The sequence below is a fragment of the Methylohalomonas lacus genome (genome assembly GCF_024808875.1).
Classification (GTDB): Bacteria; Pseudomonadota; Gammaproteobacteria; order Methylohalomonadales; family Methylohalomonadaceae; genus Methylohalomonas; species Methylohalomonas lacus.
This window is the reverse complement of the sequence record NZ_JANUCT010000011.1, coordinates 44,610-57,926: the sequence shown is the minus strand read 5'-3', so window position 1 is coordinate 57,926 and position 13,317 is coordinate 44,610. Positions and strand designations below refer to the sequence as shown.

The 13,317-nt window shown below is 60.6% G+C and carries 13 protein-coding genes; 2 read left to right on the top strand and 11 right to left on the bottom strand.

Translation table 11 applies throughout. From position 1 onward, the window contains the following. Positions 1-90: 90 nt before the first annotated feature. From J2T55_RS08760 to J2T55_RS08740, 5 genes are all read right to left on the bottom strand, one after another. Positions 91-3,945 carry a FimV/HubP family polar landmark protein gene (locus tag J2T55_RS08760; RefSeq protein ID WP_259055704.1) on the bottom strand — a complete coding sequence of 1,285 codons (3,855 nt, stop codon included), beginning with the start codon at positions 3,943-3,945 and terminating at the stop codon, positions 91-93. A 46-nt stretch (positions 3,946-3,991) separates the two neighbouring features. Further along, positions 3,992-4,360 (bottom strand): type IV pilus assembly protein FimV, encoded by a 369-nt coding sequence (locus J2T55_RS08755; RefSeq protein WP_259055703.1) that lies wholly within the window; start codon positions 4,358-4,360, stop codon positions 3,992-3,994. Positions 4,361-4,533: 173 nt separating this feature from the next. Continuing rightward, the gene (locus tag J2T55_RS08750) at positions 4,534-5,559 is read right to left on the bottom strand and encodes an aspartate-semialdehyde dehydrogenase (RefSeq protein ID WP_259055702.1); all 1,026 of its coding nucleotides are present in this window, start codon (positions 5,557-5,559) and stop codon (positions 4,534-4,536) included. Positions 5,560-5,655: 96 nt separating this feature from the next. Next, on the bottom strand, positions 5,656-6,735 hold the full coding sequence (leuB, locus tag J2T55_RS08745) for a 3-isopropylmalate dehydrogenase (protein WP_259055701.1): 1,080 nt from the start codon (positions 6,733-6,735) through the stop codon (positions 5,656-5,658). Between the two features lie 118 nt (positions 6,736-6,853). After that, positions 6,854-7,756, bottom strand: a complete 903-nt coding sequence (locus tag J2T55_RS08740; RefSeq protein ID WP_259055699.1) for a DMT family transporter — start codon at positions 7,754-7,756, stop codon at positions 6,854-6,856. Between the two features lie 121 nt (positions 7,757-7,877). Here J2T55_RS08740 and dapC point away from each other — a divergent pair, with 121 nt between their 5' ends. Beyond that, positions 7,878-9,080, top strand: coding sequence for a succinyldiaminopimelate transaminase (gene dapC, locus J2T55_RS08735; protein ID WP_259055698.1), 1,203 nt, complete (start codon positions 7,878-7,880; stop codon positions 9,078-9,080). A gap of 55 nt (positions 9,081-9,135) precedes the next feature. Continuing rightward, positions 9,136-9,957 carry a 2,3,4,5-tetrahydropyridine-2,6-dicarboxylate N-succinyltransferase gene (gene dapD / locus J2T55_RS08730; protein WP_259055696.1) on the top strand — a complete coding sequence of 274 codons (822 nt, stop codon included), beginning with the start codon at positions 9,136-9,138 and terminating at the stop codon, positions 9,955-9,957. 980 nt (positions 9,958-10,937) lie between these two features. On the opposite strand, the gene J2T55_RS08725 is transcribed toward dapD, so the two are convergent. The 6 genes from J2T55_RS08725 to J2T55_RS08700 all read right to left on the bottom strand — a co-directional run bounded on the left by J2T55_RS08725 (position 10,938) and on the right by J2T55_RS08700 (position 13,248). Beyond that, complete coding sequence (locus J2T55_RS08725) at positions 10,938-11,060, bottom strand: hypothetical protein (protein WP_259055695.1); 123 nt, start codon at positions 11,058-11,060, stop codon at positions 10,938-10,940. Between the two features lie 25 nt (positions 11,061-11,085). Further along, positions 11,086-11,466 (bottom strand): hypothetical protein, encoded by a 381-nt coding sequence (locus J2T55_RS08720; protein ID WP_259055694.1) that lies wholly within the window; start codon positions 11,464-11,466, stop codon positions 11,086-11,088. A 93-nt stretch (positions 11,467-11,559) separates the two neighbouring features. Beyond that, positions 11,560-11,868, bottom strand: a complete 309-nt coding sequence (locus tag J2T55_RS08715; protein WP_259055693.1) for a hypothetical protein — start codon at positions 11,866-11,868, stop codon at positions 11,560-11,562. A 108-nt stretch (positions 11,869-11,976) separates the two neighbouring features. Then, entirely contained in the window at positions 11,977-12,399 is a 423-nt protein-coding gene (locus J2T55_RS08710) for a hypothetical protein (protein ID WP_259055691.1), read from the bottom strand. Between the two features lie 29 nt (positions 12,400-12,428). Next, a complete protein-coding gene (locus tag J2T55_RS08705) occupies positions 12,429-12,632 on the bottom strand; it encodes a hypothetical protein (RefSeq protein ID WP_259055690.1) in 204 nt (67 codons plus the stop codon). Between the two features lie 100 nt (positions 12,633-12,732). Then, positions 12,733-13,248, bottom strand: coding sequence for a gamma-glutamylcyclotransferase family protein (locus J2T55_RS08700; protein ID WP_259055689.1), 516 nt, complete (start codon positions 13,246-13,248; stop codon positions 12,733-12,735). Positions 13,249-13,317 lie beyond the last annotated feature (69 nt).

Sequence of the window (13,317 nt, the reverse complement as noted above, 5' to 3'; positions counted from 1 at the left end):
CCGCTGCCGACCCAAAGTCGGCAGCCGGTTCGAAAGCGGTTCACAATAACCTCGAATGGCGGGATACATCACCGGCCCGAACAGCCGGTCTTACAATTGCTGCAGCAGATCTCCGGCCTGACGCTTCTGGTTGTCATTACCATCCTGCATCACTTCCTCGAGAATGCTGCGGGCGCTGTCGGCATCACCAAGTTCGACGTAGGCCTTGGCCAGGTCCAGTTTGGTGGTCAGTTCGTCTTCAAGACTCTGCTCGTCGCTGTCACCACCGCGCGCCACAAACAGCGTGTTTTCATCATCACCAGCATCGCTGTCGTCATCCGTCAATGACAGGCCTTCTCTGGCCTGACTCTTTGGAATCTCGACGGTCGAGTCCATATCGATGGACGCCAGCGAATCGCTTTCATCCGCTTCGCCTTCCAGGTCAAAATCGAGTCCAAAACCGTGCTCATTCGGTTTCTTGCTGGTATCGACCGCATCCATCTGCACGGTTTCCAGCGAAAAATCATCGCTGTTCAAATCCGCACCCGGCTCCCTGTCGTCACTATCGTCTGACGTACCCTCATCGAGTTCGATCTCAAGCTCATCGCTGTCCGCGTCGTCGCCAGCATCGCCCAGATCGAAATCGAGACCGCCGCTATTGTCACTGTCATAGCCGCTGTCGTCAGTGTCACCGGTACCGGCTGCAGCAATCGCCTCGTCCAGTTCCTTGCTCAGCGCTGACAGATCGTCATCGATCGTATTGTCATCCTGCTCAGCGTCGTCCAGCGACAATTCGAACTCGGAACCGTCATCATCCGCTTCAGCCACATTATCGGCAGTGCTTTCGTTCTGCTCGCCAGAGAAATTCTCCAGCTCGCTGTCGATGCCCTCAAGCGCATCGGAGGTACCGGATTGTGTGGTTTCCTGGCGCGACAGTGTGCCCAGAGTCTGTTCGAGCCGGTCGAGTTCCTCGCCAATCTCGTCCAGGTCGGCGCTGTCATCGTAAGATTCGATCTGCAGATCCAGATCATCGAAACCGCTGGCAGCCGTTTCACCGCCGCTATCCGGCTGCTTGTCGGCCTGTTGTTCATCCTCTCCGGAACCGGCATCGAACTCGAGAGCGTCGTCAGTACCGGCACTCGTCGCGCTGCCGGATTCGAGACTGTCGTCATCGTCGCTATCATCGGCAGCAGAAAAGCCTTCAAACTCCAGCATGTTGTCATGCTCGCCACTGTCGGCCGCCGGTGTACCAGCTTCGTCAGCCGCCGTGTCGCTTTCATCCAGAGAGAAATCCAGGCTGTTGTCGTCTGCAGATTCGGCTTTGCTGCCCGACGCAGTGATGTCGAGGATATCGTCGTCATCACTGGCCATCGCGCTGCCGCTATTGGTGACATCCAGCAAGTCACTGTCGCTGCCGCTGTCGTCCAGCGAGAAGTCCAGGCCGTTGTCGTGGGCGGCGGCCTGGCCGCCGCCGGCCGTGGCACTCGTGTTTTCCCCGGGTGTCTCGCTCTGCGCCAGTGTGCGGGTATCTTCCGGCGTGTTCCTGGAACCCGTGGATGAAGTCAGATCCAGCATCTCGTCATCGGCCTCGTCCTGCGAGGCGGTGAGATCCAGCATCTCGTTGTCGCCGTCATCACTGCCGCTACCGCCACCGGTGGAATCACCCAGATCAAAGTCCAGGCCACCGCTGGTGCCGTCGGTTCCGCCACTGCCCGTGGCTTCACTGGCAGTATCGCTGGTGATGTCGACGATACCGCCGCCGCCACCGGTGCTGGCACCGAGTTCATCCTCTTCCTCGCCACCTTCGAACAGCGGCCGGTTGGGTGACATCTCCTGCCACATGGCCACCGCCATTTTCCAGTGTTCACCGTGGCCACCGGTCATGTCGCGCAGGTCGCTGGCGGCCTCCTCGTATTTCTTCTTGTTGCCGGCGGCGTAGAAGACCTCCAGCAATTTGGCCTGGTACTCGACATTATCCGGGTCGCTCTTCAGCGCGTTGCGCACGAAGCTCTCGGCCTGATCAAAATGTTCGTAGGCCATGAGCACGTTCACCTCGGCGAGCGGATCTCCGGCTTCCTCGTGATCGACTGCCACGTCCGGGCCCTCGCCCTCCGGCAACACAAACAGGCTGTCGTCATCATCGACACCTGCCCTTTCAGCAACCGGTTGCCTGCCTGTCTGGGTCTGCTCGCCAATTTCGGTCGGCGTCTCATCCGCGTCCAGCTGCGTCCCCATACCGGTCATGGCCGTCATGTCAGCCGCGCTGTCGGTCTGGCCGGCGGTCGTACCGGCACTGAAATCGGGGAATCCGGTCGCGGCCATGGCTGCTTCGTCATCTTCCGCCGTGGTCTGGCGACGGCGCATGAAATTCATGCCCGCCAACAGGGCGATCAGGGCCAGTAATGCCGCGCCCACGATCATCAGGTTATCCATGAGGAAGCTGCGGGCGCTGGCCGCCAGTCCCGCGAGCGTGTCCATCATGCCCTGCCCAGCCGTACGCTCCGGTTGTTCCGTTGCCGCCGGCTCGTCCGCCGCGCTGACCTGTGCTTCATCCGGACGCTCGGCCGCCGGCGCCTGTTCCTGTTCGTCGCCGGCCGCTGTTTCATCCGCGGACGGTTGCCCGCCATCGGGGTAATTCACCGTGTGGCTGATGGCCGCCGGTTCACTCGTCGCCGGTGCCGGCGCGACACCGTCGGGTATGTCTCCCTGCTTGATGAACTGGGCCGGATCGCCATTCGGATAATTGACCGTATGACCGTCCTGCTGCAGTGAATCTGCCGCCGTCGGTGACCGATCGTCAGCTGCAACCTGGGCGGCTTCTTCCAGCTCACTGTCCTGCAGGGCGCTGAGTTCATCATCCTTCAGTGCTATGAGGCGCTTGAGATCCTCGATCAGCGCCTCGTTTTCAGCCAGCTGGTCCTTGAGATCAGCCTGTTGCTGGCGCAGCGATTCGATTTCTTCATTGGCAAGCGCCAGCTTTTGCGCCGCATCGGCGCTGCCGTCGGCGCCACCCTGTTGTTCGCTCTCGCCATCCTCTGCGGCAAGCAGGGCCAGCCGTGATTCGGTAGCCCCGTCCGCATCCGCGGTATCCGTCCCGGCCTCGGCGCTGTCTGCCGGCGCCCGGGCGGTGGTACTTTCACCGCGTTGCGTCGGACTGGCGGCGATCGACTGGCGCGCCTGTTCCCACAAATCATGCTGGCGGCTGACTTCATCCCGGGCCTGGCTGGCGCCAAGCCTGTTCAGCGCCGGCTCGTCCGGCATCTGCAGAATCGCGCCGCGCTTGAGACCGTTGATGTTGTTGTTGGTGAACGCCTCGGGATTGGCACGCAACAGGGCCAGCATCATCTGGTGCGTCGTCACGTCGCTCGGACGCATGCGGTTGGCAACGGACCAGAGCGTCTCGCCCGACTGCACCGGACCGTAGTCGCCGCCGTCGTAGGCGCCGCTACGCTGGGCCGGACGCACCGGTTGCGCTGGCGAGTCCGCGCCGCGGTCGGCTCCTGCGGGTGTGCCGGCTGTATCTCGGGACGTCGAAGGCGCCGGGCGCTCGGCGCGCTGCTGGCCAGTGTCATAGACCGGTGGATCCAGCAACACGGTGTATTCACGGTAGATCCGTCCGGCGCCCCAGCTCAGTTCCACCAGAAAGTTCAGGAAGGGTTCACGAATGGGCTGTTCACTGGTGATGCGGATATATTCATCACCAACCTCGGGTTCGACCAGCTTGAAACGCAGCTGACTCAACGCCGGTGCGCGATCGATGCCGGCACGGTTGAACGCCGCTTCGTCGGCCAGCCTGACCTTGAGGGTGTTGAGTTCATCCGCAGTCACGGACAGCAACGGGATACGGGCCTCGAAACGCTCGTTCAGGGCTGAATCCTGATCCAGTTTACCCAGACCGAGCGCTGCTAACGGTGCACTGGCAGTCAGTAAAACCGCTACCGCAAAAGTCTGAAATCTTTGCTTCATATCGAGCTACACCTGTTATATTCAGATCGCACCGCGCCGGTCCCGGTTACCGGGGATCCAGCAGTATCGTGTATTCCCGTGATAATTGTCCGCCCTCCCAGGCAAACTCCAGCACGAAACTGAGTGCCGGCTCCTTGACGGGCGCCGCTGTGGTCAACCATAGAACGGGCCCGCCGCTGGCATCGTTTTCAACACGAAAACGCAGCCGGTTGCCGGCCAGGCCAGTCGCCGCACCGGTCTGGCTGACCCGGAGGCTCATCAGTTGCCCGGCGGTCGCGTTGTGCAGGGGAATGTGTGCCTCGAGTGGCTGATTCAGGGAAGAATCGACGTTGATACCCGCAGGCGCCAGCGCCAACGCCGGCACACCGGCCAGTAACAGGTAAAAACCCAGCCCCCACGTGAGTCGTCTGATCATTCAGTTCCGTACACTTGTGTCAGTTTGTACAAATCCCGGCAACTACGACTTAAGCCGTTGTAATACGGCGGGAATTTCTTATCCCGCCGGCATGGCCCGCAACGACCCAATGACGCCCGCCAATTTGCGCCAAAACCTGCGAACCTGCTTTATAAACATTGCTTAACTATAGTTTACAAATGGTCTTTTACCAAAATTTCAGCGATTTGAACACTGTTCAGTGCCGCCCCCTTGCGCACATTGTCGGCTACTACCCATAAATTGATGCCGCGCGGGTGCGAGATATCCTCGCGAATACGGCCGACATAGACGGGATCGTTGCCCGCGGCCTCGGTCACCGCGGTCGGGTAACCACCGTCACAGCGCTCGTCGATGACCTCAATGCCGGGCGCAGCCTCAAGTAGCTGGCGCACCTCGTCGACCGAGATCTTGTCCTCGGTCTCGATATGCACCGCCTCGGAATGACCGAAAGCCACCGGTATCCGCACGGTGGTCGGATTGATGCGGATCTGGTCATTTTCCAGGATTTTCTGGGTTTCCCACACCATCTTCATCTCTTCGCGGGTATAGCCGTTGTCCTGGAACGTATCGATGTGCGGCAGCGCATTGAACGCGATCTGCTTCGGATAGACCGCCATCTCCACCGCCTCGTCGGCAAGCACGGCGCGACTCTGCGCGTACATCTCGTCGATCGCGCGCTTGCCGGTCCCGGAGACCGCCTGGTAGGTGCAGACATTGATGCGCTCGATGCCCACCGCCTCGTGGATCGGCTTCAATGCCACCACCATCTGGATGGTGGAGCAGTTCGGATTGGCGATGATGCCGCGCTGCTTATAGCCGGCGATCGCGTGACTGTTCGCTTCCGGCACGATCAGCGGGATATCCGCATCGCGACGAAACTGCGAGGTGTTGTCGATGACAACGCAACCGGCACTGGCGGCGCGCGGCGCATGGACCGCCGACACCGAGCCGCCGGCCGAAAACAGGCCGATATCGACATCGCTGAAGTCGAAGGTTTCCAGATCCTCGACCGTCAACGACTCGCCGCGAAACTGCACCGTCTTGCCGGCCGAACGACTGCTCGCCAGGACGTGCAGTCGCTTGATCGGGAATTTGCGCTGCTCAAGTATCGCCAGCATGGTTTCGCCGACGGCACCGGTCGCACCGACCACGGCCACATTGAACTGCCTGTCACTCATTTAAATCGTTCCTCGTTAACCCGTATCTCGTGAAGCGTGAACATTCGGATAAAGCCATAAAACTTCTAAGGTCCTCTCATCCGAAATATTCACCATTCAATTCGCCAATGCCGCCACCACCGCGTCACCCATCTCGCCGGTGCCCACCGGCGTAACATCGTCGCCGGCGATGTCGGCGGTGCGAAAGCCGTCGGCGAGCACCTTCTGCACCGCGCCCTCGACGCGTTCGGCCAGGTCTTTCTCATCCAGCGAGTAGCGCAGCAGCATTGCCACCGACAGGATCGTTGCCAGCGGGTTGGCAATATTGCGTCCGGCGATGTCCGGCGCCGAACCGTGAATCGGTTCGTACAGCCCCTGGCGGCTGGCTGCCAGCGACGCCGACGGCAGCAGGCCGATCGAGCCGGTCAGCATCGACGCCAGATCCGACAGGATATCGCCGAAGATATTGTTGGTCAGCATGACGTCGAACTGTTTCGGTGCCCGCACCAGCTGCATGGCGGCGTTGTCCACATACATGTGAGTTAACGCGATATCCGGATACTCCGCTGCGACCTCGGTCACAACCTCGCGCCACAGTTCGGTCGCCTCGAGCACGTTGGCCTTGTCGATCGAGCACACCCGGCCCTGGCGCTTGCCGGCGATCTCGAAGGCGATGCGGGCGATACGTTTGATCTCGCTCTCACTGTAACGCTCGGTGTTGAAGCCCTCGCGTTCGCCGTCGGCGCGCGTTTCGATCCCGCGCGGCTCGCCGAAATAGATGCCGCCGGTAAGTTCACGCACGATCATGATATCAAGATTGGCGACAACTTCCGGCTTTAATGACGAGGCGCCGGCGAGCTCGGCGTAGAGCATGGCCGGGCGCAGGTTGGCGAACAGGCCGAGCCCGGCGCGCAGCGCCAGCAGACCGCGCTCCGGCCGGATCGAGCGTTCGATGGTCTCCCACTTCGGCCCGCCGACCGCACCCAGCAGCACCGCATCGGCGGCGCGCGCGGCTTCCAGGGTGGCGTCCGGCAGCGGTTTGCCGAGCGCATCGATCGCGGCACCGCCAACCAGACCGTGCTTGATCTCTATGTCGAGATCGTGATCGCGCCGCAGCGCATTCAGTACCTTCTCCGCCTCGGCAACGATCTCGGGACCGATACCGTCGCCGGGCAATATCAATATTTCACTGGACATGACTGCTCGCTTCCTGTGGTCGGCGTATTAATGTTCATTCAATGAATCGGCGCCGTGGCGTCAAAAAGTTGCCAAGCATACCGCAGCGCGGCGCCGGCTTGAATACGCCGCCTCGCCGTCAGTCGCTGTCGCGTCGTTGTTCGGCGCGCGCCGATTGCCAGGCGGCCAGGATGACCAGCGACCCACCGATCCATTCGCGCGGCGTAATCACCTCCTGGCTCAGCAACCAGGCCGAGACCGCGCCGGCGACGATCTCGAACAGAAAGATCACCGCCGAACGGTACACCGGCAGGTGCGTGACACCGTACTGGGCACTGAAGGTCATCAATGTCATGCCCAGCAGGCCAAAGACGAATGCCCCCACCCAGCCCGGCATGGTCGCCGCGGCCGGCAGTTCACGGTCGAACAGCAGGATCGTGCCGACGGTCAGCACCAGCACGCCGATCCAGGCCGCCAGCATCTTGAAGCCCATCGGCAGCGGTCCCGAGCGGCGGATCATCACGTTGTTCAGGGCAAAGCCAAAGCCGGCCGACAGCGCCAGCAGGTCGGCCCGGCTCAGCGCCGCCGTCAGCGTCGCGGTGCGCTCGGGCCAGAGCATGATCACGCCGCCGGTCAGCGCCAGCGCCAGGGTGACACCAGCGGTACGATCCGGGCGCTCGCGCAGGATCAGCCAGCCGAGGATCACAGTCCACATCGGTGCCAGGTAAAACAACAGCAGCACGCGCACGACGGTGCCGTCGAGCAGCGCGAGGATAAAGGCCAGATTGGTCCAACCGGCGGCGATGGCAATCACCAGCAGGTTCAGCGGCTGTTGCCGCAGCTGGCCTGGCAGACCAATGCGCCGCGACCACAGCCACGGCAGCAGGGCCAGCGTGGCGCCAATGTAGATCACCAGCGTCGCCCACACGCCCGGTAGACCCTGCGCCTCGAACTGGCGCAACGGGAACCAGAACGTGCCCCACAGGGTCGCGGCGAGCAGGCAGCTGGCGACAGGCAGCAGGATGGATCGCGGCGCGGACATAAGCGCGACAGGGTAGCAGAAAATCCGCCGACGGCTGATGCGCGTGGCGGAAAACTATACGCGCCGGCGCATTTCCGGTAGCTTGCGCCTGCCCAAGGAGCAAAGCTAAAGGACGACCGGGATGAACAAGGGACTCGAACACCTGCAGCCGTACCCGTTTGAAAAGCTGGCGCAGTTATTCGCCGACGTGACGCCGGCGGCCGAGCGCACGCCCATCGACCTGTCGATCGGCGAGCCCAAGCACCCGACGCCGAGCCTGATCCGCGCCGCGCTCGGCAGCCATCTTGAAGATGCCGGCCGCTACCCGACGACCCGCGGCATCGCCGAACTGCGCATCGCCATCAGCGACTGGCTGACGCGCCGCTTCAAACTCAGCCCCGGCAGCATCGACCCGGAGCAGCACGTCATCCCGGTCAACGGCACGCGCGAGGCGCTGTTCGCCATCGCCCAGTGCCTGGTCGACGGCACGGCCAAGGATGCGAAGGTCCTGATGCCGAACCCGTTCTACCAGATCTACGAGGGCGCGGCACTGCTCGCCGGCGCCGAACCACAGTATCTCAACTGCACGCAGGCCAGCGGTTTCCTGCCCGACCTCGACAGCGTGACAGCCACCGACTGGCAGCGCTGCCAGCTGTTGTACCTGTGCTCACCGGGCAACCCGGCCGGCGCCGTCATTCCGCAAGCCACGTACGAACGTCTGTTCGCGCTGGCCGATGAACACGACTTCGTCATCGCCGCCGACGAATGCTACAGCGAGATCTATCCGGACGAGGCCGTGCCACCGCTCGGCATCCTGGAGGCCGCCGCGCGCCACGGTCGCGACGACTACCGGCGTCTGCTGGCTTTCCACAGCCTGTCGAAACGCTCGAACGCGCCGGGCATGCGCTCGGGCTTCGTCGGCGGCGACGCCGAACTGATTCGCCAGTTCCTGCGCTACCGCACCTATCACGGCTGTGCCATGGCGCCGTACGCGCAGATGGCCAGCATCGCCGCCTGGAACGACGAATCGCACGTGCTGGAAAACCGCAACTTCTACCGCGAGAAATTCGACCGCGCGCTGGAAATCCTGCAGCCGGTTATGGAGGTCGAGCGCCCGGCCGGCGGCTTCTACCTGTGGCCGAAGACGCCGGTCAGCGACACCGAATTCGCCCATGAACTCAAGCGGCGCGAAAACGTCACGGTCCTGCCCGGCAGCTACCTGTCGCGCGAGACCGGCGGCATCAATCCAGGCGAAAACCGCGTGCGCATTGCCCTGGTCGCTCCGGTCGACAACTGCGTCGAGGCAGCACAGCGCATCCGGAATCTAGTACAATCCCTGTCCTGAATTTCCCGTGCCGGCCTGATCCGGCAACCCGTCAAAAATCCAAGGATTCACAACAATGAGCAACATCCAGGAAATCATCAATAACGCTTTCGAACGCCGCGCCGACATCAATGCCAAGAATGCCGACAGCGAACTCAAATCCGCCGTCGACGAGGCGTTGGCCGGTCTCGACAACGGCAGTCTGCGCGTGGCCGAGAAAAAGGATGGCGACTGGATCGTCAACGAATGGCTGAAAAAAGCCGTGCTGATGTCGTTCCGCCTGAACGACAACGAGGTCATCGAGGGCAACTTCACCAACTACTTCGACAAGGTAAAGATGAAATTCAACGGCCTCGACCAGACCGACTTCGAGAAGATGGGCATGCGTGTCGTACCGCCGGCCACCGCCCGCTATGGCAGCTACATCGCGCCCAACACCGTACTCATGCCCAGCTACACCAACATCGGCGCCTACGTCGACACCGGCACCATGGTCGACACCTGGGCGACGGTCGGCTCCTGTGCCCAGATTGGCAAGGACGTTCACCTCTCGGGCGGCGTGGGCATCGGTGGCGTACTGGAACCGCTGCAGGCCGCCCCCACAATCATCGAGGACAACTGCTTCATCGGCGCGCGCTCGGAAATTGTTGAAGGCGTGATCGTCGGCGAGGGCTCGGTGATTTCGATGGGCGTGTACATCGGCCAGAGCACCAAGATCTTCAACCGTGAAACCGGCGAGACCAGCTTCGGCAAAATCCCGCCCGGCTCGGTCGTCGTCTCCGGCAACCTGCCCTCCTCCGACGGCAGCTACAGTCTCTACTGCGCCGTGATCGTCAAGCGCGTTGACGCCAAGACCCGCGCCAAGGTGGGTATTAACGAGTTGTTGCGGTCAATTTAACGATTAGCTAAGCGCGTCCGGTGGAGGCCCGATAGGGCCGGAACGTACTTGAGCGACTTGTTATGTACTCTTCTCCGAAATATGTCATAGCGCGTGAGCAAGCCAGTAAGTCATGATGGCTATGAAGCCGAAGAGCAAAACGAATTGCGGCACTGCTGTCTTGTACTTCAGCGACCAGGCTGAACAAATAGCGCCCAGTATTCCAAGGGGTCCAAACATATTGACGCCGAAGATCGCTCGGCTTTCACAGTCGAATCCCATGAACCTACCAGAGCAATAACCAGAGAATGGCCAGGCGGCTAGGGCAAGCAGAACGATCGATGACACGACTCCGATCCAAGCTAATACTTTCAGCATTTGGAATTGCACTCTAAGAACATAACGCCCGGCTCACGCGCCGGTTTGGAGCCGCAAAGTGGCGGAAAAACGGTCGCTGTGCAGTCGATTATTATATTCATTGAATTTCTAAAACTTCCTCTCGCAGAAGGCTCGGGATCTGATTCTCTACTAAATCTCACCACTTACGCTCATATTCTTGCCGTGTCTGGAATCGGAAAAATCGCCCCTTGAACGAGTTCTTTTTCCCTGGTTCTTGGTTCCACTGAGCATAAATATGGAAGTACTCCCCAGCTAAATACCCTTTAACCTTGCACTGCTGACGCTCGTTTTCTTCCTGTTTGTCATAAATAGCCTGACTTCTAATCAAAGTTTGAAGTCGTCCTAGCCTTGGCCATGTGACCTTCCAAGCATTCCCGCCTGATCATGCACCTCTGCTTTTTGCACTTCCCCGAGAAAAAATCCGTTCGGAACGGATATTAAGATGTCTTCCTTTGTACCTTCGGGTAGATTAATTGGTCTCCTCGGCGCCTGATCGTAGATCCATCTTTTATTAGACCAGTGATACCATTTGAAAACGCGGTGCCAGTGGCGCACAGGCCTCATGAAGTACCTGACATAATCCACTGCTACCGGACAGCGACCTACAGACCGGCCTGCTGGACAGTACGTCCCCAGGGGCCGGATTTGGCAAAGACTTCACCGGTCATGGCGGCATGGATAGTATAGATGCCCAGCAGGATGCCGAGGCCGGTGAACAGGTTCATGGGATGTGTTCTCGGCGCATGCACATCAGCGCCCGGTATTCAGCCGTACGAACAGGCCGCCGACTATGGCGCCGGCGAGGGCGGGGACGAAACCGACCGGCAGCGCGATGATGAGCTCCAGCGGCCAGAGGTTGTGGGACGTGGGGGCCATGAGACCCTCGACCAGCACCCGGGCCATGACTACGGCCGGCACAGCGGCGGCCGCGATCCAGGTGGCCTTCCAGAACGAGGTTAACCGACAGGCGCACAGCACCAGTGCCGCGAACGCGACTAGGGCCAGGCCCGGCGTGAGCAGCGCGTCCGGGACATTGACCCGGTCATAGGGCAGCAGCCAGTACGGCAGGCCGACGGCCAGAAACGGTATCAAAAAGCCGAGCCACAGCCGGCCATTCTGGAATAAGTTCATATCTGCATCCCCCGTATGCCCAGTAATTACCCATCCCCGATCCCGGCCATCAGCAAGCGGATTAATAGCCCGCGCCAGTTCCAGGCCAGGTATTCAGTCTTGTTTTTGTTCATCGCTGTTCGTCAGCTCGAACTCTATGCCGCCAATGTATGTGGCCAGCAGATTGTAAATCAGGCAGCCGATTACAATGGAAATATAACCGAACACCAGGTAAAAGAAAGGCATCAACAGGAAAACGAATAAGGGAAATTCGATCGGATTGCCGTTCTGATCCACCAGTGGCATGGTCAGTGCCGTAACTACAAGCATGGGCAGCAGAAATATCAGGCTACTGACTGCAAGCCATACTGCCATCACCTTGGCGTTTTGATGCAGGGCGAGTTTGCGGATCTGTTGTTTCATGTCACATCCCTGTCCGGGTCGCTATCGGGTTTATTTATACACAAATACATGCGCGCTGCCAGTATGGTCAGCCCATCGTGCTCGATCTGTCAGCGGAAATGGCCGTCACTATCCGGGCGCATCGTCAGCGCAATCGGCGCACAGCAGTTGCTCCAGCCGTTGGCGTTCAATCCGGAAAGAAAAGTGATACGGTCCGGGCTCGCCGAACACAAGGAATTTCAGCCGGGCGGCGTAGGTCTGCTCATCGGCTGCCTCAGCTGTCGCATGATGATCCGCCAGCTTGTTGGCGATATTGATAACCCGCATTCTGGCCAGCTCGTCGCGGCTGGCCTCGTTGTCGGTCTTACGGTCGGCCTCATCGAGGAACCAGGCATACAACGCACAGCGTTCGGTACGCTCGACCGTGTCCGCCCTGCCGCCGAGCCAGTCGGGGACGTCCGCCTCCTGCGCCGGCACGGATGACGTAGCGGTGATCAGACAAACCAGCAACACCGTGACAATGCGGCGGCAGAAATAGAGTTCCTGGTTCATTCCCCCTCCCCGCAGCTGCAAGATATGCCTCAGAGATCGATATCGCCGCCGTACAGCAGCGCCGCCGGCACACCGCCGATCCCCGCGCCCAGAGCCAGGCCGATGCCCGCCCCCATCAACAGATCTTTCATCAGCACACCGATACCGAGACCCGCAGCCACACCGACCAGCAGGCCGATGCCGGCTAACGCCAGGGCACGTACCAGTCGCTCATTGCGGCGCCTGTTTGACATATCGGAGATTCACCGGAGACCGATAACGAAACCGTTACCGCTCAACTATAGAACACCCGCCGCCGCTTTGCCCGTGTCACTGGAAAGTCCGCCAGACCGTTTATGTCTCGTGCAGGTCATCGTATATCAGCAGTTCCCCGCCATGCCGTTCGGCATCCAGGTCCGGTACGGCCGCGACCCGTTCGATACAACTAATATATTCCGGCGGCAAATGGTGTTCGCGCGCACCGCGCAGTACATGTTCCTTGTACCAGCTATACGGTTTCATCTGCGGATCCATAACAAGCGCGTAGTAGGTGAATGCCTCGTACTGTTCGCCCGCCGGGCTGTTAACCACAACGCGCTTTTCCGCGTAGCTGCGTCCCAGATCTTCCATTGCGTCGAGCGCCGGCTTATCGCTGGCGGGCAATCGGAATACAACACCGTACACGCGATCACCAGGGGCGCCGGTCTGCTCGATGTCGCACTTCGCCGAACCGTCGTGACTCTTTTTATGGAATTTCAGTCTATGCCCTTCCAGCCAGGCAACCGTCACCACTTCAACAACGCGCACCCGCTGCTGCAGGCGCCGGGTCGACATGTTGGAACCATAGGCAAAATAGAGTCGCTCGGTCATGGTATGCGGTCTTCAATCAGTTAAGGATCAGGTTATCGCGGAACATGGACAACCACGGACTGTTTTGCG

Coding starts and splice junctions, on each gene's coding strand:
- J2T55_RS08760 (WP_259055704.1), bottom strand. CDS start 3,945: ATGAAGCAAAGATTTCAGACTTTTGCGGTAGCGGTTTTACTGACTGCC.
- J2T55_RS08755 (WP_259055703.1), bottom strand. CDS start 4,360: ATGATCAGACGACTCACGTGGGGGCTGGGTTTTTACCTGTTACTGGCC.
- J2T55_RS08750 (WP_259055702.1), bottom strand. CDS start 5,559: ATGAGTGACAGGCAGTTCAATGTGGCCGTGGTCGGTGCGACCGGTGCC.
- leuB (WP_259055701.1), bottom strand. CDS start 6,735: ATGTCCAGTGAAATATTGATATTGCCCGGCGACGGTATCGGTCCCGAG.
- J2T55_RS08740 (WP_259055699.1), bottom strand. CDS start 7,756: ATGTCCGCGCCGCGATCCATCCTGCTGCCTGTCGCCAGCTGCCTGCTC.
- dapC (WP_259055698.1), top strand. CDS start 7,878: ATGAACAAGGGACTCGAACACCTGCAGCCGTACCCGTTTGAAAAGCTG.
- dapD (WP_259055696.1), top strand. CDS start 9,136: ATGAGCAACATCCAGGAAATCATCAATAACGCTTTCGAACGCCGCGCC.
- J2T55_RS08725 (WP_259055695.1), bottom strand. CDS start 11,060: ATGAACCTGTTCACCGGCCTCGGCATCCTGCTGGGCATCTATACTATC.
- J2T55_RS08720 (WP_259055694.1), bottom strand. CDS start 11,466: ATGAACTTATTCCAGAATGGCCGGCTGTGGCTCGGCTTTTTGATACCG.
- J2T55_RS08715 (WP_259055693.1), bottom strand. CDS start 11,868: ATGAAACAACAGATCCGCAAACTCGCCCTGCATCAAAACGCCAAGGTG.
- J2T55_RS08710 (WP_259055691.1), bottom strand. CDS start 12,399: ATGAACCAGGAACTCTATTTCTGCCGCCGCATTGTCACGGTGTTGCTG.
- J2T55_RS08705 (WP_259055690.1), bottom strand. CDS start 12,632: ATGTCAAACAGGCGCCGCAATGAGCGACTGGTACGTGCCCTGGCGTTA.
- J2T55_RS08700 (WP_259055689.1), bottom strand. CDS start 13,248: ATGACCGAGCGACTCTATTTTGCCTATGGTTCCAACATGTCGACCCGG.